General features: G+C 65.1%; 22 protein-coding genes and 2 tRNA genes. 7 read left to right on the forward strand and 17 right to left on the reverse strand.

The features are described 5' to 3' along the window. Positions 1-117: 117 nt before the first annotated feature. From ACQR0W_RS00210 to ACQR0W_RS00235, 6 genes are all read right to left on the reverse strand, one after another. The gene (locus ACQR0W_RS00210) at positions 118-429 is read right to left on the reverse strand and encodes a hypothetical protein (RefSeq protein ID WP_315749503.1); all 312 of its coding nucleotides are present in this window, start codon (positions 427-429) and stop codon (positions 118-120) included. Positions 430-548: 119 nt separating this feature from the next. Then, positions 549-1,529, reverse strand: a complete 981-nt coding sequence (locus ACQR0W_RS00215) for a transglutaminase-like cysteine peptidase (protein WP_315749501.1) — start codon at positions 1,527-1,529, stop codon at positions 549-551. A gap of 301 nt (positions 1,530-1,830) precedes the next feature. Then, positions 1,831-3,165 carry an HlyD family type I secretion periplasmic adaptor subunit gene (locus ACQR0W_RS00220; RefSeq protein WP_315749499.1) on the reverse strand — a complete coding sequence of 445 codons (1,335 nt, stop codon included), beginning with the start codon at positions 3,163-3,165 and terminating at the stop codon, positions 1,831-1,833. 1 nt (position 3,166) lies between these two features. Continuing rightward, entirely contained in the window at positions 3,167-5,350 is a 2,184-nt protein-coding gene (locus ACQR0W_RS00225) for a type I secretion system permease/ATPase (RefSeq protein ID WP_315749497.1), read from the reverse strand. 252 nt (positions 5,351-5,602) lie between these two features. After that, entirely contained in the window at positions 5,603-7,132 is a 1,530-nt protein-coding gene (locus tag ACQR0W_RS00230; RefSeq protein ID WP_315729346.1) for a TolC family outer membrane protein, read from the reverse strand. Between the two features lie 616 nt (positions 7,133-7,748). Continuing rightward, positions 7,749-7,834: transfer RNA gene (locus tag ACQR0W_RS00235), tRNA-Tyr, on the reverse strand. A gap of 216 nt (positions 7,835-8,050) precedes the next feature. On the opposite strand from ACQR0W_RS00235, the gene rlmB reads away from it, so the two are divergent. Continuing rightward, positions 8,051-8,881, forward strand: coding sequence for a 23S rRNA (guanosine(2251)-2'-O)-methyltransferase RlmB (rlmB, locus tag ACQR0W_RS00240; protein ID WP_315714637.1), 831 nt, complete (start codon positions 8,051-8,053; stop codon positions 8,879-8,881). A 57-nt stretch (positions 8,882-8,938) separates the two neighbouring features. Here the strand turns inward: rlmB and ACQR0W_RS00245 are convergent, their stop codons facing one another. Both ACQR0W_RS00245 and ACQR0W_RS00250 read right to left on the reverse strand, forming a co-directional pair. Next, on the reverse strand, positions 8,939-9,385 hold the full coding sequence (locus ACQR0W_RS00245) for a hypothetical protein (RefSeq protein WP_315749495.1): 447 nt from the start codon (positions 9,383-9,385) through the stop codon (positions 8,939-8,941). Positions 9,386-9,442: 57 nt separating this feature from the next. Then, on the reverse strand, positions 9,443-9,904 hold the full coding sequence (locus ACQR0W_RS00250; protein WP_315714639.1) for a hypothetical protein: 462 nt from the start codon (positions 9,902-9,904) through the stop codon (positions 9,443-9,445). 363 nt (positions 9,905-10,267) lie between these two features. Here ACQR0W_RS00250 and ACQR0W_RS00255 point away from each other — a divergent pair, with 363 nt between their 5' ends. Together ACQR0W_RS00255 and ACQR0W_RS00260 are read left to right on the forward strand one after the other, a co-directional pair. After that, the gene (locus ACQR0W_RS00255) at positions 10,268-10,768 is read left to right on the forward strand and encodes a hypothetical protein (protein WP_315749493.1); all 501 of its coding nucleotides are present in this window, start codon (positions 10,268-10,270) and stop codon (positions 10,766-10,768) included. Between the two features lie 189 nt (positions 10,769-10,957). Continuing rightward, positions 10,958-11,032, forward strand: a tRNA-Thr gene (locus ACQR0W_RS00260). A gap of 53 nt (positions 11,033-11,085) precedes the next feature. On the opposite strand, the gene ACQR0W_RS00265 is transcribed toward ACQR0W_RS00260, so the two are convergent. From ACQR0W_RS00265 to ACQR0W_RS00275, 3 genes are all read right to left on the reverse strand, one after another. After that, a complete protein-coding gene (locus ACQR0W_RS00265; RefSeq protein ID WP_315826202.1) occupies positions 11,086-11,682 on the reverse strand; it encodes a DUF2147 domain-containing protein in 597 nt (198 codons plus the stop codon). A gap of 172 nt (positions 11,683-11,854) precedes the next feature. Then, on the reverse strand, positions 11,855-12,496 hold the full coding sequence (locus ACQR0W_RS00270; protein ID WP_315749489.1) for a DUF3313 domain-containing protein: 642 nt from the start codon (positions 12,494-12,496) through the stop codon (positions 11,855-11,857). A gap of 249 nt (positions 12,497-12,745) precedes the next feature. Next, positions 12,746-13,411, reverse strand: coding sequence for a TetR/AcrR family transcriptional regulator (locus ACQR0W_RS00275; protein WP_315826203.1), 666 nt, complete (start codon positions 13,409-13,411; stop codon positions 12,746-12,748). Between the two features lie 241 nt (positions 13,412-13,652). Here ACQR0W_RS00275 and ACQR0W_RS00280 point away from each other — a divergent pair, with 241 nt between their 5' ends. Then, a complete protein-coding gene (locus ACQR0W_RS00280; RefSeq protein WP_316170237.1) occupies positions 13,653-14,165 on the forward strand; it encodes a hypothetical protein in 513 nt (170 codons plus the stop codon). A gap of 64 nt (positions 14,166-14,229) precedes the next feature. Here ACQR0W_RS00280 and ACQR0W_RS00285 read toward each other — a convergent pair whose 3' ends face one another. After that, a complete protein-coding gene (locus ACQR0W_RS00285; protein ID WP_041750859.1) occupies positions 14,230-14,337 on the reverse strand; it encodes a hypothetical protein in 108 nt (35 codons plus the stop codon). A 180-nt stretch (positions 14,338-14,517) separates the two neighbouring features. Here ACQR0W_RS00285 and ACQR0W_RS00290 point away from each other — a divergent pair, with 180 nt between their 5' ends. After that, positions 14,518-14,763 carry a hypothetical protein gene (locus ACQR0W_RS00290; RefSeq protein ID WP_315714645.1) on the forward strand — a complete coding sequence of 82 codons (246 nt, stop codon included), beginning with the start codon at positions 14,518-14,520 and terminating at the stop codon, positions 14,761-14,763. Between the two features lie 240 nt (positions 14,764-15,003). On the opposite strand, the gene ACQR0W_RS00295 is transcribed toward ACQR0W_RS00290, so the two are convergent. The 4 genes from ACQR0W_RS00295 to ACQR0W_RS00310 all read right to left on the reverse strand — a co-directional run bounded on the left by ACQR0W_RS00295 (position 15,004) and on the right by ACQR0W_RS00310 (position 17,426). Further along, positions 15,004-15,243 carry a DUF6719 family protein gene (locus ACQR0W_RS00295; protein ID WP_315714646.1) on the reverse strand — a complete coding sequence of 80 codons (240 nt, stop codon included), beginning with the start codon at positions 15,241-15,243 and terminating at the stop codon, positions 15,004-15,006. 220 nt (positions 15,244-15,463) lie between these two features. Further along, on the reverse strand, positions 15,464-16,177 hold the full coding sequence (locus tag ACQR0W_RS00300) for an outer membrane protein (protein ID WP_315714647.1): 714 nt from the start codon (positions 16,175-16,177) through the stop codon (positions 15,464-15,466). 299 nt (positions 16,178-16,476) lie between these two features. Beyond that, positions 16,477-16,908, reverse strand: coding sequence for a hypothetical protein (locus tag ACQR0W_RS00305; RefSeq protein WP_410051208.1), 432 nt, complete (start codon positions 16,906-16,908; stop codon positions 16,477-16,479). A gap of 176 nt (positions 16,909-17,084) precedes the next feature. Further along, positions 17,085-17,426, reverse strand: a complete 342-nt coding sequence (locus tag ACQR0W_RS00310) for a hypothetical protein (RefSeq protein ID WP_315749482.1) — start codon at positions 17,424-17,426, stop codon at positions 17,085-17,087. Between the two features lie 290 nt (positions 17,427-17,716). Between ACQR0W_RS00310 and ACQR0W_RS00315 the strand changes: the two genes are divergently transcribed. Continuing rightward, positions 17,717-18,262, forward strand: a complete 546-nt coding sequence (locus ACQR0W_RS00315; RefSeq protein WP_315714649.1) for a tetratricopeptide repeat protein — start codon at positions 17,717-17,719, stop codon at positions 18,260-18,262. 145 nt (positions 18,263-18,407) lie between these two features. After that, positions 18,408-19,796, forward strand: a complete 1,389-nt coding sequence (locus ACQR0W_RS00320; protein WP_316170238.1) for a serine hydrolase domain-containing protein — start codon at positions 18,408-18,410, stop codon at positions 19,794-19,796. A 17-nt stretch (positions 19,797-19,813) separates the two neighbouring features. Here ACQR0W_RS00320 and ACQR0W_RS00325 read toward each other — a convergent pair whose 3' ends face one another. After that, on the reverse strand, positions 19,814-21,406 hold the full coding sequence (locus tag ACQR0W_RS00325) for a S10 family peptidase (RefSeq protein ID WP_316170239.1): 1,593 nt from the start codon (positions 21,404-21,406) through the stop codon (positions 19,814-19,816). Positions 21,407-21,462: the final 56 nt, after the last annotated feature.

The raw sequence follows: 21,462 nt of genomic DNA on the forward strand, positions 1-21,462 counted from the left end.
CTGTTGGGAATAAAAGCTTGCCGCCATGAAACGGCCGAAATGGAACCGGCCTCTCGCGAATTATTTGCGAAAGGCAGGAACTATTCTTGAGGAGCGTCGAAGTCGCGGCAGATTGCCTCAGATGCGACTGACCACGCAGGCCACCGGTTCGTATTTGCGGAAATACAACAATGCCTGGTCACCGATGCCATCGAGCCACACGCCGCGGCCCGCATAGCGATAGCCGTCGCCCATCGGGACGAGACGGACCGGAATCGCACGGTGAGGATGGAGGTAGAGTTGCGCGGTAACGATCTCGCCCGGCGCGAGCACGGGACGAGAGCGCAGCACGTAGCTGCCGCCATTCTCGCAGGCGATCGAAAACGCAGCGCCCGGCAGCATCACCGCGTGAGCCTGTGCACCGCCGATGAATCCACCGATCGCCGACAAGGCCAATGCCCCGCAAACCATGACTTGCTTGATATTCACCGCAGCCCCCTGCTCGCCAGCTTCCCTGCGCGCATTAAGACCGCAAATGACCTCGGCTACAAGCCGTTCACCTGCGACATTCAGAGCAGCAGCGGCCGCCCCGGATTCCCGCCGCCGATGTCGGCCTCCGCCGCCGGCGTGACGTCGCTCTCGCTTTCGTGGTGCAGCCGCTCGGCATAGGGCGCAGCGAACAGGCTGACGCCGCGGTGATCGATGGCAAACAACGGCATGAAGGACTGCAGATCGCGGCCTTCCATCAGAGCGGCCCGCCGGTTGTCGAGCACGGACCATTTGCCGTCGAGCCGCACGGCGACGACGGCGTGATCCTGCCGCACGGCGAGGTCTCGGACCAGCAGCAGCTTGAGATCCGATTCGGGCGTCCCCGCCGCCAGCAGCAGCGCGTATTTGGCAATCGAGTAGTCTTCGCAGTCACCGAGTCCACTGCGCAAGGTCTGCAGTGGCGAACTCCAGACGTCCGGCAGGCCGTGTTGCTGATCGTCGCTGACGTAGCGCACCGCCTGGTTGACGCCGCGATTGATCATTTCCGCGCGCGTGCGGCCGTCGCTCACCGCAGACGCCGACCGGGTCAGCGCGACGAAGAGGCGCTCCGAGGCCGAGCAGCGCGCGTCATCGCGGTTGCAACGTTCGACCGAGATCCGCTCGCTCGCCATCGCCCCCTGAATGCCGCGCCACTTCACCCACAGCACACCCTCGGGTGCGCGGAACGTCATCAGGCCGAACGGCTCGTCGCTGGGAGTCGCGACCGCGGGTCCCTGCGGAGCGTCGCTGACTGATCCCGCAGGCCCGGCCGGGTCGGTCGATGCGACTTCCACAGCAGCGGAGGCGGAGCGACGCAGGCCGTCATGCTTGGCAAGCACGGCATTGATGGTGAAGAAACGGACGGGCGGCGGTACCGGCAGCGCGCCATCCGCAGTGCCTTGCGGAGATCTACGATTTGAAGTCTCGGCGAACGCAGCGCCGGCACAACCGGCCACGACCGACAACACCAGCGCAAGTCCCAGCGCGCGCGGGAGAACCCGCGGCCGATCGATCCGCAACATCAGTGACGCCCCGTATGCTCCGGGGCATCGGCCGACGTCATCGCGTCGATCCCTGTCCCGGTTGTTATCGGATCAGGGATAGGGCCGGCGCTGCTGCGGGCCGGTTAAACCGCGGTGATGTTCGCCGCCAAGCTGCGAACGCGACTAATCACGGCCGACCAAATCGCGTCGCATTTGAACGATTCAGATTTTGGCAACGCTGTCCGCCGCACGGGGCGCCCCGGATGAGCGCAGCGGCATTCTGGGTCACACGCGCTTTCGTGGAGAACCCCGGTTTCGGTGCGCTCGCGCGGACGCCTGCTCAGCGCTCGCGCAGCGCCTCGTCACGCAGCATGCGGGCAGGCTTGACCAGATAGTCCAGCACCGATTTCTTGCCCGTCAGGATCTCCACGGTCGCGACCATGCCTGGGAGGATCGGAAGCGGCTGCTGGGCGGTGCCGAGATGGTTCTTCTCGGTGCGCACCATCACGCGATAGAAGGTCTCGCCGCGCTCGTTCTTGTCGCCCTTCTCATCGGTGATCGTGTCGGCACTGATGCGCTCGACGCGCCCGTGCAACGAGCCGTACACAGATGAATCATAGGCGCTGAGCTTGACCACCGCCTCGTGGTTGGGACGGATGAAGGCGATGTCCTGCGGACGGATGCGGCCCTCGACCAGCAGCGTGTCGTCGAGCGGCGTGATCTCCATCAGGCTGGCGCCCGGCGCGACCACCGCGCCGATGGTGGTGACGTTGAGCTTGTTGACGATGCCGCGCACCGGCGAGCGCAGCTCGGTGCGCCGCACCCGGTCCTGGGCCGACTTGATGTTCTCGTCGAGCACTGCGAGATCGCCGCGGGACTTGGCGAGATCGTCTTCGGCCTGCGCGCGGAAGGCGGTGACGATGTTGAGCCGGCGCGAGCGCGCCTCCTGCACCGCCGCCTCGGTCTTCACGATGCTCGCCTGCACCACCGCGAGCTGGCCGCGCATGTCGGTCGCCTGGCGGTCGGCGCGCAGCATCTCGATCTCCGGCACCACCTTCTGGTCGAACAGCTTGCGGGTCAGTCCCAGCTCGCGATTGAGCAGCGCCAGCGTCTCCGAGAAGCGCTTCTCGGTGGCCCTGAGCTCGTCGATCTCCTTGCTCTTCTGCTGTTCCTGCTGCTGCACCACGTCGATGTCCTGCGCGAGCTTGCGTGCATGGGCGTCGAACACCGCGCGCTCGGTCTGCACCGCGCGCGGGGCGTCGGCGACGAGGTCGTCGGGAAACTCGACCGGGCTGCGGCCCTCGGTCTCCGCCGCGAGCCGGATCACCCGGGCCGCCATCGCGCCGCGGCGCTCGCGGATCTCGCCGAACTGCGAGGCGAAATTGGTGTCCTCGATGCGCGCCAGCGGCTGATCCTTCTCGACGATCGCGCCTTCCTGCACCAGGAGGTCGGCGATGATGCCGCCTTCCAGCGACTGCACCACCTGGGTCTGGCGCGACGGCACGACCTTGCCGTTGCCGCGCTTGACCTCGTCGAGCACGGCGAAATGCGCCCAGATCAGGAAGGTGAAGAACAGGCCGAGCGAGGCGAGCAGCAGCATCCGCGCCGTCTTCGGCGTGCGCAGCTCGACGGCAGCCCTGATGTCGTTGGAGAACGCGAAATCGCTGTGCGCCATGTCACCTCGTCCCCTGGACCGGCTTCACCGCGTGGCTCGCGGCCGGCGCCGCCGCGGGCTGCTGCGGACGCAGCATGGTGAGGATCTGCGCGGTCGGCCCGTCGGCGACGATCTTGCCGGAGTCGAATACCAGGATGCGGTCGACCAGCGACAACAACGACGGTCGGTGGGTCGAGACGATGATGGACATCTCGCCTTTGGCCAGAGACTTCAGGCGCTCGAGGAATTCGCCCTCGCTGCGGACGTCGAAATGCGCGGTCGGCTCGTCGAGGAACAGCACGCGCGGCTTGCGGATCAGGACGCGCGCGAGCCCGATCGCCTGCTTCTGCCCGCCCGACAGGCTGCGGCCGCCTTCGGCGATCATCATCTCGTAGCCCTGCGGATGACCGGCGATGAAGGTCTCGACGCCGGCGAGCCGCGCGGCCTCCAGCACCTCCTCATCGGTCGCCGCCGGACGGCCGAGCGTGATGTTGTCGCGCAGCTTGCCGTAGAACAGGTCGGTATCCTGCAGCACGAAGCCGATGCCGGCGCGCAGATCGGCCGGGTCGTATTGCTGGATGTCGATCCCATCGATCAGGATGCTGCCTTCGGTCGGCGGATAGAACGCGGTGGCGAGGCGACCGACCGTGGTCTTGCCCGAGCCGACGCGACCGATGATGCCGATCTTCTCGCCGGGCTTGATGTCGAAGGAGACGTTGTCGAGCGCCTTGGTCTGGCTTCCCGGATAGGAGAAGCTGACATTCTTGAACTGGATGCGGCCCTGGTTGATCTCGCGCGCGACGTAGATCTTCTCCGGCGGACGCTCACGGTCCAGCGACATCAGCCGGTCGATCGAGCGCAACGCCGACGTCGTCTGGGTGAAGCGCGTCATCAGGCCGGCGATGCCTGCGATCGGACCGAGCACGCGACCCGACAGCATGTTGGCCGCCACCAGCGCGCCGACCGAGAGCTTGCCGTCGAGGATCAGGAACACGCCGACGACGACCAGCAGCAGGCTGCAGAACTGGCTCGCGACGCTCGCCGCTGTCATCGCCATCGAGGCCCAGAACTGGACGTCCTCGCTGGAGCGCGCCTGCGCCGCCACCGAACGCTCCCACACCGTCTGCACCCGGCTCTCGCCGGCCACCGCGCGGACCGTCTCCATCCCGTTGAGCGATTCCACGAGAATGCCGTGACGCGCGGCGGATTGCGCCTGCATCTGCCGCATCGCGCGTTCGAGCGGCCGCTGGATCAGCAGCCCGACGGCGATCATCACCGGCAGCATCAGCAGCGGAATCCAGGCGATGGGACCGGCGATGATGAACAGCACGATGATGAACACGACCGCGAACAGCATGTCGGTCGCCGACACCACGGTGCCGGAGGTAAAGAACTCGCGCACCGAATCGAAGTCGCGGAGCTGATTGGCGAGGATGCCGACCGATGGCGGCCGCTTGTCCATCTTCAGCGACATCACGTGCTCGAAGATGTTCGCGGCGAGCACCACGTCGATCTTCTTTCCGGTCATGTCGATGATGCGGCTGCGCACCACCTTGAGCAGGAAGTCGAATCCGATGGCCAACATGAGGCCAACGCCGAGTGCGACCAGCGAGGGGATCGCGCCGTTCGGGATCACGCGGTCGTAGACGCTCATCGTGAACAGGGGCGCGGCCAGCGCCAGGATGTTGACGATGAACGCGGCGATCGCGACATGGCCGTAATTGGCGCCGAAGCGGCTGACCACCGACCAGAACCAGTGCGTCTTCGGCACTTCACCGGCTGCCGCCACGCGCGGATCGGCAATTGTGGCGGGCCGCACCAGATAGGCGAAGCCGACATACCGCGCCGCGACCGCCTCGAAGCGCTCGATCGCCGGCTGTTCGCGGCGCGAAGGATCGATGATGGTGAGACGGCCGGCGGCCTCGTCGATCGTCAGCAGGATGCGCGTGGTGCCGTCGTGAAACATCAGCACGCAGGGCAGCACCAGCGCGGGAATATCGCTCAGCGGCCGTTCGACCAGTTGCGCCTCGAGCCCGGCCCGCTGCGCGGCGCGCTCGTAGAGCGCGATGCTGAGCACGCCGCTGTCGAGCGGCAATCCGGACAGCAGCGCGCTGCGGCTCAGGGCGCGGCCGTGATGAGCAGCGAGGTAAAGCAGACTGTCACTGAGAGGATCAGCTGCTGGTGCGGCTGCGCTCATCTGGGGCATCACGTGCGCCGTCTCTTCGAGCTCGAACCTTGTCGGACGAATGTTCAACGACGCCTCGGAAATCCATCTGGCCCACCGAGCAACGCGGACCGGCACCCATTGCTTCTTGCTAATAATTTGCCTTAGCCTAATTCTTTGGCCCGCACTTGGCTTTTCTGAGATTTTTACAGGTGTTTCGCGACAAACTCAGCGCAAAGTAAATGCGTATGGTGAAAAGCCGGCGCGACATGCACCGGCTCTTGTTAGTCTCACCTATTTCGGCGCGTGCCCGTTGGGGCTCTGAGCGTATCCGCCGTATTTTCCGGACGCGACGAACAGCGTCGTATCCTCGGGATCGCTCGAGGCCCACCGATCGCCAAAGGTAATCGGCGCGGGATGCTTCGGCGTACCGTCATGCAGGCCGAACATCGGCACCGGACCGGCGGAGCTCAGCGGCTGCGGTCCGGGCGCCGGCGCACTCAGCCGAATGGGCGCCAGGCTGTAGCCGATGAAGCCACTCGGCGTGTCCACCGGCTCGGTCTCCGGCGGATGCCCGGTCTTCAGGTAGTTCAGCATCTGGCCCATCGCGGCGAGCAGCTGATAGTCGGCAAACACCACCACACCGCGCGCCGACACCAGCGACACGTTGGCGTTGAAGTACTGGTTCTGGGAGTTCAAGAGATCGATCAGCGTGCGCTGGCCGAGCTCATACTCCTTGTTGTAGGCGACGAACGTGCGGCGGGCCGCTTCGACATCGCGGACAAGAGCTGAGACGCGATCGGCGGTGATGATCCGGGCCGCCCAGGCCTTGTCGATCGACTCCAGCGCATCGCGCTGCAGACGAGCATGCTTCTGCTGCTCCTGGATCATCCGCTGCGCGGCTTCTTCGCGGCGCCAGCTGTTCTGGCCGCCGTTGAAGATATCCCAGGATGCAACGACCTTGCCGCTGACCTCGTCGTAACGATTGTTGTAGGTGATCGATTCCTTGCCGGTCGTCGCGCGGCCTTCGAGCGAAAGCGTCGGCAGGAAGGTGCCGGTGGTGGCATCGAATCCCCGCTTGGCGGCCGTCACATCCGCCGCGGCAGCGCGCAGGGTCGGATTGAACTTGTAGGCGATGTCGAGCGATTCCGCCTTGTCCCGCGGCATGTCGGACAGCCGGCCGGGGAAACGCAGGTTATAAGGCTCGACGCCGACGACCTTGCGGTACTTCGCGCGCGCCACTTCGAGGCTGAGACGGAATTCCTCGAGCACGGCCTGCGCTGCCGCAACCCGTTCCTCGGCCTGCTGCGTGTCGCCCTCGCCGGCCCGGCCGCCCTGGAAACGGGCCAGCACGTTCTTGCGCAGTTCGAGATGAACCTTGAGGTTCTTCTCGGCCAGAGCGACCAGCCTGGAGTAGCGCACCACGTCGACATAGGCTTCGGCGGCATCGAGACCAATCAGTTCGGTTCGCTCCAGCACGCGGTACGCGGCGGCATCGACCCGCGCGGCCTGTCGCCACACTTCATTGATCGAGGAAAAGCCATCGAACAGCAATTGACGGACCACCACGCCGGCCTCGCGGCCGCGCAGGTAGCGGCCATTGTTGCTCGGCGCCGGCGAGACATACTGCTTGAGCATCTCCGGTCCGGCGCTCGCATCGAGCCGGACCTGCGGCAGCAGCGTCCCCTGGGACTGGCGAAGCTCGGCTTCGGTGGCCCGCCGATTGGCGGCGGCCTCTCCGACACCGGGATTGGTCTTCACCGCCTGGTTGATGGCGTCCTGGATGGTGAACGGCTCAGCGCCCAATGCCGGGCTAAAGCTCATTCCCACAACACATATGAAAATGGGTGTATATACGATCTTCAACATAGGGAACCGATAACAAACCCGAGATCGGCTCGCAATGTGACTCGCCACATTTGCGGCGAAAAGCCGCCCGGTTGTGGCAGAATAGCTACGCTCCGCCATATTCCTCAGGGCAAAGATTTCAGAATCTGAAGCGAAATCAAGGTCGTGGGGATGACGTGAGGCTGAGGCGGTGATTTAAAGTCAGCTATTTATTTCATAAAGAAAAATCTCGCGTCAGAGAATGTCGAGTTTTTCGTGTTTATCTTCAATATGGACCGCTTCCGCGGCATTAACTGAGATGTCGCAGCCGGGGCCCTCAACCCGAGACGGCGGAACGGCAACAGGCGATCAGTCGCCCGCCATTGCCACGTCGGCCCCGCAGATGTCGGAAGCCTGGGTTCTGGCGCGTCGTCACGACAGCCGTGAGCGATCGCCGCCCAGGGATCGCGGACAACGAAGGATCCAATGAAGATCACGACCGGCCGGCAGACCCAGATGCGACCCATATATTTCGACGCATAGTCTGCAGGGAAGCAATGGCCAATGGGGTCCATTGTCCTCGAAAAATCTCGTGGAGCTGAGAGGCAGTGAATGGTGGGGGAGGCAGGACTCGAACCTGCGAAGCCATGAGGCGGCTGATTTACAGTCAGCTCCCTTTGCCACTCGGGACACTCCCCCGTATCGATGGCAATTCGGGCCGGCCGCGGAACAGCAGCGTCGGGACCATCAGCGCCATGGAGACGGTAAGACCGCGGGGCCCGAAGGAGCGGGCGCGCGCGGCCGGGGCCCTTATGATCGAACCCGGCCCTCGAAGTCAACCAAGGGACGACGAATTTTCCCGTCTCAGCGGTGCCAAATTGCCAGAATCCGCAGGCCGTGACAGAAGCTCGGGCCATGAGCGAACGCGACCGAAAGCCCCCTTTTCGCCGTCCGGGCGGTAAATTCTCCGGCAAACCGCGCGGATTCGAGCGCCCCCAGCCGTGGCGGGAGCGCGACCAGGACTCGGATGCGCCCGTCATTCTCTATGGCTGGCACACCGTGACCCTGGCGCTCGCCAATCCGAAGCGGCGGATTCGCAAGCTTTACCTGACCGAGAACGCCGCCAGGCGGCTTGCCGACGAGCGGATCGAGACGCGGGTGACGCCCGAGATCGTGCGCCCCAGCCAGATCGACCAGCGGCTCGGTCCGGACGCCGTGCACCAGGGCCTGTTGGCGGAGGCCGAGCCCCTGCCCTCGCCGGACATCGACACGCTCGCGGCCGAGGGACTGATCCTGGTGCTCGACCAGATCACCGACCCGCACAATGTCGGCGCGATCTTGCGCTCGGCAGCGGCGTTCGGCGTAAAGGCGATCGTGACCACCGCCCGCCACAGTCCGGAGGCCACCGGTGTACTGGCCAAGTCCGCATCGGGCGCCCTGGAGCTGGTGCCGATCATCACGGTGCAGAACCTCGCACGCGCGCTGACGCGGCTGAACGAGCGCGGCTTTCAGACGGTGGGGCTGGACAGCGCGGGCGAGGAGGACATCGCGGCGGTCGCCTTGCGCGAGCCGCTCGCACTGGTGCTGGGCGCCGAGGGCAAGGGCCTGCGGCAATTGACGCGCGAGACCTGCAGCGTCGTGGCGCGGCTCGACATGCCCGGCGCGATCAAGAGCCTCAACGTCTCCAATGCCGCCGTGCTCGCGCTCTATATCGGCGCGAGCCGGCTCGGCTTGATGTCAAAATGACGAAACGCCCGCGCGCATGAGGCGCACGGGCGTTGGCGCGAACGAACGTCCGTCTGATCAGTAATAGCGGCGCAGCACGCGCTGCCCGTGATAATAAGGCGAAGCGCCCCAGCGATAGGCGTGGCGGCGGTGATGATAGCTGTAGACCGGAAGCGCCTGCTCCTCATAGGCAGGATACGGCGCGAAGGCGCCAGGACCGCTGTAGGTCGGGCCCTGGTTGACATAGTAATACTGCCGGGTCGGCTCGGGCAGCCGCTCATAGCTCGCACCGCAGGCGCCGCAGCCATGGCCGTAGGTGTAGGTGTAGCCGGGCTGATAGAAATATTGCGGCCGATACGTCACCGTGGGCTGGTACGTCACGGTCGGCTGATAGGTGACCTGCGGCGCGCACGGCGCGGCGTAGCCGCACGGGCCGCAGGCGGTGGCGCCGCAGGCCGCGGCCGGCGCGCTGCCGGCGACGGCGAGGCCGGCAATGGCGACAAGTCCTGAAACTACTCCACGCATAACTCTCTCCTGTTGATCTGTTCTTGCTTGGTCTGGCTGTCGATGGTGAGTTGCTGGCTAGCGGCGGTAGGCCGGCGGCCGATTGGGATAGCCGCGAGGATCACCATCGGGCGGAGCCAGGATGACGGCAGGCGGATACATCGGCACCGCCGGCTCCGGCGGCTGCATCTGGGATTGGGCGCCCCACGAGCGGGAATAGCTCTCGGCCGGCTTCGGCAGCTTGCGATCGGCCGGCGGCTCGATCTCCATCCGGCCATAGCCGGGCCTTGCTCCGAGGGTTGGATAGTAATGGCCAACATATGGCTCGGGCTCGACCGGCCGGCCGCCATAGATCGTCGGCTGCATGTAGTTGCCCCTGCCAAGACCGTACTGGCCTTCGACGACGGCGTAGGACGCATCGATGCCGTTGATGACGACGGGCACGCCGGGCCGCTGCGGAATGACGATCTCGAAGCCTTCGCTGGCGAGCGCGGCGGAAGACGCTCCAATCAGAATCACAAGAGCCGTTGTAGTACGCATGAATTCACGCCCCGGTTGTCATCCTACCAATACCGCAACGCGCGCCCCGATGGGTTAAACGCGCACATCAATCTGCTGGTAAGACTAACGCGGGAGCCACCATTCCGGGTTAAAGCCCGGGTGGGGTTCGAGTGCGAGGGTTAATGGCTGATCATCAGCCGATGAGCGACAATATTGCCAGCATCAACCCCGCTGCCCTGTCCGCAAGACTAACAGCCTTCGGGTCGGAGCAAGCCGGACCGCAACCGCGGCTCCGGCCTCCGAAGGCACCGGGCCTCATGTCGTTCCAAAACATTCCCGTCGCGGCGGGAACGACGGGGCCGGCTTGCGCTTAGCAGGTGGGGCGCAACGATGGAGTATTCCATGACACGATTTGCTATTCTCGGGGCTGCGGTACTCGCAACGGCGCTCGCCGGCCCGGCCATGGCGCGCGACGTGCACCACCGGCATATGAACCACCAGCAGGAAGGAATGATGCAGCACCGGCACATGGCCCGCCAGGACGGGGCCATGATGCAGCAGCGCACCGATACCGGATGGAACAACAACGGCTGGGATCGCCGCAACAGCGATCGCCGCAACAGCGGCTTCTGGCCGGCTGACGTCGCCGCTGGAGCGGTCGGCACCGCTGCCGGCATCGCAGGCGCAGCCATCGGAACCGCCGGCGCCATCGCGACCGCGCCGTTCCGCACCGCGGATGCCTATGCGTACAGTCCCGGCCCCTCTTACGGCCAACCGAGCTATGATCGCGGCCCGAACGGCTATTATGGCGACTGGAACAGTTACGCGACCCGCAACGGCCTGGTCTGCCGCCCCGGCACCATGTTCAAGGGCAGCGACGGGCTGATGCACATCTGCCAGTAAAGATCGAGCCGGAGCGGCTTCGACGATCGGCTCCGACAGGGGCGGCCCAACGGCCGCCCTTTTTGCTGGGCTGATGGCAGAAGCGGCGCTCACGCGGGGAGTAGCCGGACTGCATCAACTCTGGTAGGAACACCGCGCTTCGCGAGACCTCGTCGCAAACTGACGACGAGATCTCCGCCACCAGCATTCGCCGGCTTAGCTCAGCGGTAGAGCAGCGGTTTTGTAAACCGAAGGTCGGGGGTTCAATCCCCTCAGCCGGCACCAGCTTCCGTGAAGTTGGGATTTGCTGCGGCAATGGCTGTCACCGGCTTTAGGCGTCAATTCGCCCTCGTCCTGACCGCGGGTTTGGCGATGCCGGTCGCCGACGGCGGCCTGGGCGCAGTCCACTCTGGATCCGGCAACGGCCCGCCGCCCTCGCCGGTCGCTCCGATGAGTTGGCCGGGCACCTGATCCGTGACCAGCACCCAGCCTTGCGTCGCGCAGAACAGCCCGAGCAGACAGCCCTTGACCGCCAGCATCTTCGGGCCCTCGCGCCAGATCGAGACGGCATAGGTCTTGCCGTCCTCGGCGTTGTAGACCTCGCCGCTGTGGCGGCCGTCGGCGTTCAGCTTCAGGCCGAGCAGCATCTGGTGGCCCAGCAGCAGACGGCCGCGCCTGGCCGGATCGGGATTCAGCCGGTCGCGGAACGGCTGCCCCTTGGCATCCGCCGTCTCCTTCATCCACACGATGTAGCCGCAGACGCGGTCGGCCATCGCGCCACAGCGCTCGACGCGGACGCGGGCGCGGCCGTCCTCGGTCAACCATGTGCCGAACGGATCGCCGACGGGAGCGGCGTGACCGCGGCCCTCCGCCATCGACAGCAGCAGGCCGACGACGATGCGTAAGCCGACGCGCAGAACGAATCTCAATGTCATGTCCAGGGACCTCACTGTCTCCATGGCCTCGAGCCACGCGCTCGTACGGCCGGGTTGACGTCGCCGCTGACTGCCCGAGATCTGGCCGTGCCCTCGATGCCAAAGCGCGCACACGAAGGCGCCCCGATGCGGGGCCATCTGCCCGCGCGACGCGATCGTTCGCACGGCCCGCTCACTGGAGCTGCGCGACCAGGGCCTCGGCGCCCTTGCCGATTCCGGCCTCGGCGGCCGCGAGCGCACCAACGCTGGCCTTGATGTCGTAGGGCGAGGGATATTGCTTGCTGACGAAGGCGCTCAGCAGTCGCCCGCTCGCGGCATCGAAGATCTCGGCCGCGTAGAATACCGAGCCGGTCAGCAGTCCCTCACCGTCGCGTGCACTCTGCACGCCGTTGTAGAAGGCTCCCGCGAGATCAAAGCGCGAGGCGGTGCCGAGCACCGGCGTGTTGGCGACGGCGCCGGTCAGGGTGAGCCGCACGCGCAGCGTATTCGGCCCCCGCTGATGGACGATCTGGAAGCGCGCCGAGAGACTTTCCAGGAAACGCCGCTGCATGTAGGCGGCGAGCGCAGCCTTGTCCCGGTCGGACATGTCGCCGAACTGATGATCCGCGCCGCGATAGATCACGACCGGATCGAGCGTCACCTTGTCGTAGCTGCGCCAGTCGGTGGCAGTCCCGTAGCGGTAAGGCACCCGGCCCGATGGATCGGATGTGTTGGGCGCCAGATAGCGCGCCGACGCCACCCCGGAATAGGCCACCGGCGTCACCGTGTTGCATCCGGCACAGAGGCTCGCGGCGATCGCCGCGAAGCCAGACATCGGAAATCGACTCCTCATCCCCTCCTCCACGATTGCGGCGCCGTTGCCAGCGCGTCCACATGGCCACCTCAATAAACCGACCAGACGGTTTGTAAATACGAAATCGAATGAAAAGAATTGTTCACACGTCGATGCGGTCGGCACGGGACCTCCAGGAGGCATCGGCGGACGGAAGTCGGACGGCAAGCCAGCCCGACTTCGCTCAGATCGAACCGTCCAATGATGGAGATGGCGCCGAGCTCGAGCGTGTCATCGCTCCCCGGTCGTCCCGACCTGCCGGAATGTGGTCCATTGTTGGTCGTCGAGCAGGCGGGCAAACAGACGGTCCAGATCCGGCTGCTCCAGCGGCGAGACGCGCAGCATCGTCATCAAGGCAAGCCCACGTGCCGCCGCCCATCGCAGGACCGCGAGATCAGCGTCATCGGCCTCGCCGCGGATCTCGGCTACTCTCTCGGCATCCTTGGCACGGGCATCGGCCAGCAATCCCGGCTCCTGGGCGAGCGCCCCGAGCATGGCCTGAGCCACCGAATATTGCTGGGCGATCAGCTCCCGCGAGATCGCAATCTGCGTCGCGAGTTCGGGCTGATCAGCCGCTTTGCCGGCTCCAGCCCTGTACCTGCTGGCGAATTCGTCGAAATGCAGGAATTGCTGTTCCAGCAGGGCCTTGAGCACCGCTTCCTTGTTGGGAAACTGGTGCATCAGGCCGCCCTTGCTCAGCCCGCTCTCGCGGGCGATGGCGTCGAGCGTCAGCCGCCCCGGACCATCGCGGGCGATGATGGTGAGGGCGGCGGTGAGCGCGGCCTTGCGCGACCGCTCGGAGCGTGAAGGGTTGTCCATCGAAGTCTGCGAAGTGCCCGGACGGTGCACGAAGGTTGCGAGCAGATGATGCCCCGAAGACCGGGGCGGCTCGGCCATAGGGGCGAGCCGCGCTCCTCTGTCAAGAAGAGCTCCGGAAAAACGCCGCTTAGGAACCATCTGTGCGGGATTGGATTTCCGGTATCGCCTTTCGCGGGTGGGGGACGAAACGAGTTCAGACTGTGGCAACATTGTTGTCACATCTCACCTAGAACTCCTGCTTATCCCCAGAAGTCACTGGTCTTCAACTTGATTTCGTCAGCCGCTTTTGTTGCAATTGAGGCATCGGGGGACAAGCGTCATGACGTGGAAGGAAGAGCGTGATGCGCTGATCGCGCAGACCATGGCCTTCGTGCAGTCTGTGACCGGCAAGCCGGCCGACTTCGCCCAGTTCGAGCTGCCTACCGTTCCGGTCGGCACCCCCATCACACCGCAGCAGGCCGTGGCCGGTCGCCCGACGCACGCCGCTGTCGAGCACGTGATCGCCAACACCGTTGAAACCGAGGCACGTCGCGGCGGCAACGTGCAAGTCGCAATCCCCAATGCCGTGGGGGAGCCTGCAAGGCCGAGAGCGCCCGACGCCATTGCATCCGAGGCTTCGTTCGCCGCCCCGAGCCCGGTCCCTGCGGAGCGTTTCACCAGCATCGCCTCGCAGCTCGATCTCCAGCGCGACATGCAGGCGGAGATTCGCGCCCGCGTCGCGCGCTTCCGGGCCCATCAGGAGCGCTTCAATCGGGAGCGTCAGGAATATTTCAGCGCGACACTCGCGCGCCTGAAAGCATCGGCCGGACGGAGCGCCCTCCCTGAGGACTAAAGGCGACCGCGCTGAGGATCTATGGCCGAGGGTACACAAACATATCCGCAATCGCCGCGCCGGCTCACAGCCAGGCGCACAGCAGCGCCACATTGGCGACGAAGGCGAGCAGCAGCCCAAAGGCGAGCGTCAGCTGGATCCGCCCGCAGAAGATGTGGAGATCGGTTCCCATGGGCTTAACCATCTGGCGATTCTAGCCCCGGAGTCCCACGGATTCTTTTTTCAAAAATTTAGGACTCGTTTACGACTCGGCCGCCCGAAAAGGCCCCTTTCCTGCCCCAGGCGCGCCAGTGTCTCGCTGCACGTGCCGTTCATTCTCGGTTCATCCTTCGCTTCTCTGGAGCTGTTTGGAATGCCCTACGCGCTGTTTTGCAACGACGCCAAGTTGAGCAAGGCCTATCCGACCGAGGGGGATGTCTGGCGGCTGGCGCGGCAGAGCGGGCTGGTGGTGGACGTGATGATCAATGCGCGATCGACCGCGCATCTGCAGCTCGACAATGATTACGAGATCCGGCCCTGCGCCGCCGAGCCCGAGGAAGATCCCTGGCAGAACCGTGCCGAAGCCGAGCAGGAGTTCAACATCCCGTTCGCATCCTGAGCGGCTGCGGCGGAAGCGCGCCGCGGGTGATACTTCTCGGGTGATACTTATAGTCTCTGTGCGCTGCTGTCCCCGAGCCTCGCCGTGCCTGGACGGAAGCCGCCGGCAGAAGACATTCACGTCTTCATGCCAGTCCGGTCCCGCGGACGACTTGCCTTCATCAAGGATTTTTCGACAGACAGACCCGCGATCAGCGGGCAGCCGGAGCTGCCCGCTGGAAGGTCGCCATGAAGCCCGTTCTCAGGGCGTCGCCGTCGCCAGCGATGCCGTTTCGGCCGGAAGGGCGACACAGGCACGCTTGCGGCTGACACCGCGGATCGCACCGGTCACCTTCAGCACCTTGCCCGACGGGCAGGACGCGGTTTGCACCAGCGCCACCTCGTAGGGGGCCAGCATCAACGGTTCGGTCTTCAGAACGGTCTGGGCGGAGCACGGCAAAACAGCCGCCGACAACAACAGCACGGACACCAAGATACGCATGTGGGATGATCCATCAAACCGGCGCACCGATAATATCAACTGATGGCGAAAGTTTCACGAAGGTTTGAAAATTTTTTCGCACTGCGTGAGCGATCGCGAAACCATCGCCAGCCAACCACCGGAGAGCAACACGCCCGCACCAGACGGCGCGGGCGTGTTGGAATTGAGGCGTGATCCGCTTCCAGCCGAACGCCGCCGGCCGCGGGCTCGGCGATCTCGCTTAGTACTTGCTGGCGGCTGGTCCGCCCCAGCCGAAGCGGTAATTCACGCCGACCTTGACCGTATGCTCGTCGCTGTTGAAGCGGCTGCCCACAACCGGAGCCGGCCCACCCGTGAAGGTCGTATTGCCGAAATTGTAGTACTGGTATTCAGCCTTGGCCGACCAGTTCGGCGCGAACATGTATTCGAGGCCGGCGCCGACGGTGTAGCCGTCCTTGGTATTGCCGGACGTGCTGAAGCCCGTCGGCACGCCGGCGACGCTCACCCCGAGATTGTTGCCGTCCCGCCAGGCATAACCGCCCTTGGCATAGAGCAACGCCGGTCCCCAGGTGTAGCCGAGACGGCCGGTGACCGAGCCGAGCTGGTTGGCGCCGGTCGAGGTCACGACCGCAGCCCCCGGGAAGCCGAAATTGGTCGTATTGCGATCCATCCAGCTGTACTGGGCTTCGATGCCGAGCACCCAGTTCGGGGCGAACTGGTAGTCGAAGCCGCCCTGCACGCCGCCCAGGAAGCGGCCGTTGTTGCCTTCCAGGCTGTTATTGCCCGCGAAGGCGCCGCCGAGGTGACCACCGAGATAGAAGCCGGTCCAGTTGTAGATCGCCTGAGGCGGCGTGTAGACCGGCGCCTTGGTGTAGGTGCGCGGAGGCATATCGGCGGCGAAAGCCGGGGCAGCCAATGTGGTCAAAGCCACTGCACTGAACAAAAACCGCTTCATGGGACGTCCCCGTTATTCGTTTGCGACATCTATCGAACATCATGGCCGCATTTGGGTTGCCCGGTGGCGGTGACGCAGCTGTGATTGCCGCTGCGGTGTCACCAGAGGGCAACAAAGGCCTTTTGTTCCATAGGCTTCCCGAATATTTCGTGAAGCTGACGCCTCGCCCGATATTTGGTCGCCGCGAGGCGACAAAGCGTTCGGTCCATCCCTGATTTGTGATCGGGCAAGCGGCTTGGCAAGGCGCTGCGACGACGTGGCAATCCTTCGAAAACGCCGGGACCTGAAAACGCCGCGGTCTAGCGCGTGAGGCCCGCCAGCTCCGGGAATGGCGCGTAAGTCGACCCGGCACAGAGCTCGCCGGCATCCTCGACCAGACGGTCGAACCGGCCGTCGACGAACACCGCCGCGCGCTCCTGCGCCGGACGGTAGCTGCCGTCGGACTCGCGCGCCGCATAACGGAGGCAGCTCACATAGCGCAGCCGGCCACCGACCGTCCGTTGCACCGGCTCCGCCATGACGCCGTCGCGCACCCCGACCGGATTGTTCAGGTAGGTCCTGAGATAGGACAGGATCTCGCTGCGGTGGTTGGCTGGAAACGGCTGGCTGCCGACACCACGATCGCCGGTGTAGGAGATGCCGCGATTGTCCTCGCTCATGAACGCGGCGGGACCTCCGCTGGTGCACCCCGCCAACAGCAGCGCCAGCGCGGTTGCTGGCCACCAGCTCATTCTCCCCATCCCCAGGCGCCCAACTCTTGAAAGCCAATCCCGCGGCCGTTCTAGCTCAAAGCCAGAGGCCGGGAAATCCGTCCCGGCTCACGCCTTCGTCAAGCCGCTGCCGCCGGAGCGCTCTGGCGCGCTCCGGCGGTCAACGACCAGATCGGCTCTGCGTGGCCTTGGCCGGATCAGCCGCGGCGGGTCGCCGGCGTCACGCGCTTGAAGCTCACCTTGTTGTGATGGCTGAGATGCGCCACGTGGCGATGCTTGTGGCGGACAAGCGAGGCATGCGGCTTGGTCTTCGTCTTGCCGACGGTGGGCTTCATCTCGTTCGCCTTGTCGCCGGCCTGCGTCGCGCCCGGCTTGGTGGCGTTGGTCTTGGCCGCATCGGTCTTGCTCACATCGGTCTTCGCGGTGCCAGTGGTCTGGCTGGACTTCGCGGACGTATCGGTTTTTGCAGCACCAGCAGCGAATGCGGGCGCAGTCAGGATCGACGCGGCGAGCAGCGCAACAGACATTGACTTCAGCATGGTCGTCTCCGTGATGTGAAGATCTGGAGGCACCATCCAGTCTGGATGGGCTCGTGATCATGGAGACGACGATAGGGAACCGGCACTGAACCCACCCTGAAGTAAAGCGCTGTTTTCGGTTCATGGACATGAAGGGATAGTCATCGAGGTGACTGGTCTGTCATCATGTCGTCCGTATAATGCACCGATCGCGGCGCAAAATCCGCGCAAATGGCCGGGAATATTTCGCAGCTGCGGGAGTTCTTCCCCGTACGCAGTCACCTGTTGGATCGACAACTCGGGAGATACGAATGAAAAAGTCTGCGCTCAGGATTGCCACGCTGGCTCTGTTCTCGATGGCCGTGGCCTCCGGGCCGCTGCTTCTGTCGAAGGCCTATGCCGCGGGCAGCGATACCCCGTCGTCGCCGCCGGCGTCGGATTCGGGCAAGAAGAAGAAGGACAAGAGCTCGAGCATCGAAGATCCGAAGTTCCTGGCGGCCTATCGCACGGCCTATACCTCGATCTATGATCGCGGCGACTACGCCACCGCGATCCAGCAGCTCAAGGCGCTGAACCGCGAGGACGTCGCCGACGTTGCCAATCTGATCGGCTACTCCTATCGCAAGCTCGGCAACTACCAGGCCTCCAAGCAGTACTACGAGCAGGCCCTGGCGGATGATCCGAACCACGTGCGCACCTGGCAGTACTACGGCCTGTGGCAGCTCGAACAGGGCAACCGCGAGCAGGCCAAGTACCACCTCGACAAGGTCGCGCAGCTCGCCGGCACCAACAGCCCCGAATATCGCTCGCTGGCCGACGCGCTCGAGAAGCAGCCGGGCACCGGCCTCGTCTACTGACGACGCGATCGGACCAGCTCCGATCTCGACAGTGGCGCAACCCGAAAGGGTTGCGCCATTTTCGTTTGTCCGCTGTCGTTGATCCGTTATGGATGAAACCTCGTGCAGACCATTTTCATCAGATTTTTGAATGGGAGATTGCCTCGTGGAGTCCTGGCTTGGCGCAGCACTCGATTACATCAGGGATTGGCTGGCCTTTCAGGTCGCGGTCTCCGAGCAACCCGGCTGCATTATTGCGATCGCCCATCGCGGTGAGATCGTCCTGGAGGCGGCCTTCGGGCACGCCAATCTCGACAGCGGCGAGAAGCTGACGCCGCGGCACCGCTTCCGCATCGCTTCGCACACCAAGGCGTTCACCGCCGCCGCCATCATGCGCCTGCGCGAGCAGAAGCGGTTGAAGCTCGACGACACCGTCGGACAGTACGTCAAGGATCTGCATCCGGATGTCGCCGCGGCCGCACTGAACCAGCTGCTGTCGCACACGGCAGGCCTGATCCGTGACGGCAAGGATTCCGGCCAGTTCACGGATGGCCGGTCCTATCTCGACAAGGACGAACTGCTGGCCGAGCTGAAGCAGCCGCCGGCGATCGATCCCAACAGCCGGTTCAAATATTCCAACCATGGCTACGGCCTGCTCGGCCTGGTCATCGAGGCGATCACCGGCGAGCCCTACCCGGCCTGGCTGCAGCGCGAGATCATGACGCCGCTGGCCTTGCGAGAAAGCGCGCCCGACATGACGCTGCTCGGCAAGAGTGTCCCATTCGCGCGCGGCCATTCACGCGTCGTCCCCGTGGGCCGCCGCGTCGTGATTCCCGGCGACAATCCGACCAACGCGATCATGCCGGCAGCGGGCATCGTCGCGACCGCGGCCGACACCGCCCGCTTCTTCGCCCAGCTTGCCCCGAACGCGAAGAAGAGCCTGCTGTCGGTCGCGAGCCGGCGCGAGATGGTGCGCCGGCAATGGCGCGTGCCCCAGGACGTCGAAGAGGCCTATTACGGCCAGGCGCTCATGAGCGGGACAACGGCCGGCTTCGACTGGTTCGGCCATGGCGGCGGCTTCCAGGGCTACATCTCGCGGACGTCGGTCATTCCCGCCCGCGACATCACGATCACCGTGCTGACCAATGCCGTCGACGGCTGGGCACCCGGCTGGGCCAATGGCGTCAAGTTCATCCTGCAGGCCTTCGCCACCCACGGCGCGCCGTCGCGCAAGACGCGCGACTGGACCGGCCGCTGGTGGACGCTGTGGGGCGCCGTCGATCTCGTCCCGTTTGGTGACAAGGTCATGGTCGCCAATCCGGTATTCATCAACCCGTTCCTCGATGCCGCCCGCATCGAGGTGACCGGACGCGACACCGGGCGCATCGTGCACGCGGCCGGCTATGCCAGCCATGGTGAGGCGGTGCGGCGCGTGCGCACCAAGTCCGGCGTCAGCGAGATCTGGCTCGCCGGCGCACGGGTGCGGCCGGAGCGCGTGGTGAAGGCCGAGATGGAGCGGAAATATCCCAAGGGCCGGCGCAAGAAAGACTCATAGCCCGGGTGTCGCTGCATTCATCGGGCCTCCTCCCTGCCCTCCTTCATCAACGCCTCGGCCTCGCCGCGGAAGGCTTTGCGCGCATCGTCGCGGGAATAGAACATGTGGCCGCCCGGATAGACCACGAGCTTGACCCGCGGCGGCCGCGCGAAGGCCGGCAATTGGTCGAGCAGGATCTTCGAGCCGTAATATGGCGTGGCGAGATCGAACAGGCCGTGGCCGACCAGGAGTTTGAGCTTGGGATCGAGCGCGAGAATCTGCCGGAGCTCGCCGGTGGACTCCGGCGGGTTGGTGCCCTTTCCGAAATCCCATGACCGGTTCACCGCCCCGCTCAACAGCTCATAGGAGCCGTCGGGGTGCCAGTTCAGCTTGCGTGTCGTCAGCTCGACCGCGGCGCTGGTCAACGGCGCGGTGAGCACGTCCCCGGATGGATCGGAGCTGCGCGAGCGGCTCGAATCCGGATAGGGATCGATGCCCAGCACCGAGCCGTCATAGCGCCCGGTGATGCGGCCGTTCTTGCGGTCGAACTCACGGCGAAATTCCGAGACGTCGAAGCGGCCGGCCAGCCTGCGGCTGACCACCTGGTCGATGCCGGTCAGGGTCGCGACCCTGTCGGCGAGCCGATTGGTGGCTTCCGTATCGGCCTCGCCCTTGACGAGATCGAGCAGGAAGTCGCCGCTGGCGTAACGCTCGACATCGGCAAGATCGGCGCGGGTCACCGGCCCCTTCATCTGCTTCGCGACGGCCGCATAGCTCGGCAGGCTCGCGACATATTGCATCAGGCTTGAGCCGGAATAGTCGCGAAAGTCCATCAGCGGCGACAGCAGGATCAGGCCGCTGATGCCGATGCCCTGGTCATGCTGCAGGTTGTTGACGATCTTCGGACCGCGAATGCCGCCATAGCTCTCGGCCGTGATGAATTTGGGCGATGCGAGACGGTCGTGCTTCTCCAGCCAGCGACGCACCACGAGCGACAACGAACGCACGTCGCCGTCGACCGAGAAGAACCGTTTGCGCACCTCGTCGCCGGCTGCGACGAAACGGCTGTAGCCGGTCCCGACGGGATCGATGAACACCAGATCGGTAAAGTCGAGCCAGGTGTCTGCATTCGGCATCAGCTCCAGCTTCGACGACGGCGTCACGCTGGCCGCATCGATTCCGATCCGCCACGGACCGGCATTGCCGAGCTGCAGATAGGCGGACGAGGCACCCGGCCCGCCGTTGAAGAAGAAGGTCACCGGGCGGCTGGCGCGATCGGCGCCATCGAGCTGATACGAAGTGTAGGCGATGTCGGCCTGCGGCTCGCTCTTGTCGTCGAACAGGCGGACCGAACCGGCAGTCGCCGTGAACGACAGCGTGCGGCCGGGCAGTTCGAGCTTCTGTGTCGTGGTGGAGTCCGGCGGCAGCTTGTGCTGCTCGGCGGTCGATGCTGAGCCGGGCGGGCTCGCGGCGCGATTTCCAGCCGAGCCGGTGCGATGCGAGCCCGGCGCTGCGGCGTCGTGCGCCGCCGGTGTCGCATCCTCGGCGTGCAGGGCCGGGCCGGCGAGCAGTGCCGTCAAGGCCAAAGCCATCAGTCTCGGCCACGCGACGGATGATCTCATCCCTGCCATCAGCTCACTCCCCTAGGCGCTTGGCGCAACACGCCACCTCTGCAAGGCCATGAACC

The organism is Bradyrhizobium sp. HKCCYLRH1034 (genome assembly GCF_051168375.1).
Lineage (GTDB): Bacteria > Pseudomonadota > Alphaproteobacteria > Rhizobiales > Xanthobacteraceae > Bradyrhizobium.

What these genes read in the sequence shown, in the direction of transcription:
- rlmB (WP_315714637.1), top strand. Translation starts at nt 8,051, where the DNA reads ATGAGCGAACGCGACCGAAAGCCCCCTTTTCGCCGTCCGGGCGGTAAA.
- ACQR0W_RS00250 (WP_315714639.1), bottom strand. Translation starts at nt 9,904, where the DNA reads ATGCGTACTACAACGGCTCTTGTGATTCTGATTGGAGCGTCTTCCGCC.
- ACQR0W_RS00310 (WP_315749482.1), bottom strand. Translation starts at nt 17,426, where the DNA reads ATGCTGAAGTCAATGTCTGTTGCGCTGCTCGCCGCGTCGATCCTGACT.
- ACQR0W_RS00220 (WP_315749499.1), bottom strand. Translation starts at nt 3,165, where the DNA reads ATGGCGCACAGCGATTTCGCGTTCTCCAACGACATCAGGGCTGCCGTC.
- ACQR0W_RS00300 (WP_315714647.1), bottom strand. Translation starts at nt 16,177, where the DNA reads ATGAAGCGGTTTTTGTTCAGTGCAGTGGCTTTGACCACATTGGCTGCC.
- ACQR0W_RS00295 (WP_315714646.1), bottom strand. Translation starts at nt 15,243, where the DNA reads ATGCGTATCTTGGTGTCCGTGCTGTTGTTGTCGGCGGCTGTTTTGCCG.
- ACQR0W_RS00290 (WP_315714645.1), top strand. Translation starts at nt 14,518, where the DNA reads ATGCCCTACGCGCTGTTTTGCAACGACGCCAAGTTGAGCAAGGCCTAT.
- ACQR0W_RS00245 (WP_315749495.1), bottom strand. Translation starts at nt 9,385, where the DNA reads ATGCGTGGAGTAGTTTCAGGACTTGTCGCCATTGCCGGCCTCGCCGTC.
- ACQR0W_RS00275 (WP_315826203.1), bottom strand. Translation starts at nt 13,411, where the DNA reads ATGGCCGAGCCGCCCCGGTCTTCGGGGCATCATCTGCTCGCAACCTTC.
- ACQR0W_RS00280 (WP_316170237.1), top strand. Translation starts at nt 13,653, where the DNA reads ATGACGTGGAAGGAAGAGCGTGATGCGCTGATCGCGCAGACCATGGCC.
- ACQR0W_RS00285 (WP_041750859.1), bottom strand. Translation starts at nt 14,337, where the DNA reads ATGGGAACCGATCTCCACATCTTCTGCGGGCGGATCCAGCTGACGCTC.
- ACQR0W_RS00265 (WP_315826202.1), bottom strand. Translation starts at nt 11,682, where the DNA reads ATGACATTGAGATTCGTTCTGCGCGTCGGCTTACGCATCGTCGTCGGC.
- ACQR0W_RS00225 (WP_315749497.1), bottom strand. Translation starts at nt 5,350, where the DNA reads ATGCCCCAGATGAGCGCAGCCGCACCAGCAGCTGATCCTCTCAGTGAC.
- ACQR0W_RS00255 (WP_315749493.1), top strand. Translation starts at nt 10,268, where the DNA reads ATGACACGATTTGCTATTCTCGGGGCTGCGGTACTCGCAACGGCGCTC.
- ACQR0W_RS00230 (WP_315729346.1), bottom strand. Translation starts at nt 7,132, where the DNA reads ATGAGCTTTAGCCCGGCATTGGGCGCTGAGCCGTTCACCATCCAGGAC.
- ACQR0W_RS00315 (WP_315714649.1), top strand. Translation starts at nt 17,717, where the DNA reads ATGAAAAAGTCTGCGCTCAGGATTGCCACGCTGGCTCTGTTCTCGATG.
- ACQR0W_RS00325 (WP_316170239.1), bottom strand. Translation starts at nt 21,406, where the DNA reads ATGGCAGGGATGAGATCATCCGTCGCGTGGCCGAGACTGATGGCTTTG.
- ACQR0W_RS00305 (WP_410051208.1), bottom strand. Translation starts at nt 16,908, where the DNA reads ATGAGCTGGTGGCCAGCAACCGCGCTGGCGCTGCTGTTGGCGGGGTGC.
- ACQR0W_RS00215 (WP_315749501.1), bottom strand. Translation starts at nt 1,529, where the DNA reads ATGTTGCGGATCGATCGGCCGCGGGTTCTCCCGCGCGCGCTGGGACTT.
- ACQR0W_RS00270 (WP_315749489.1), bottom strand. Translation starts at nt 12,496, where the DNA reads ATGTCTGGCTTCGCGGCGATCGCCGCGAGCCTCTGTGCCGGATGCAAC.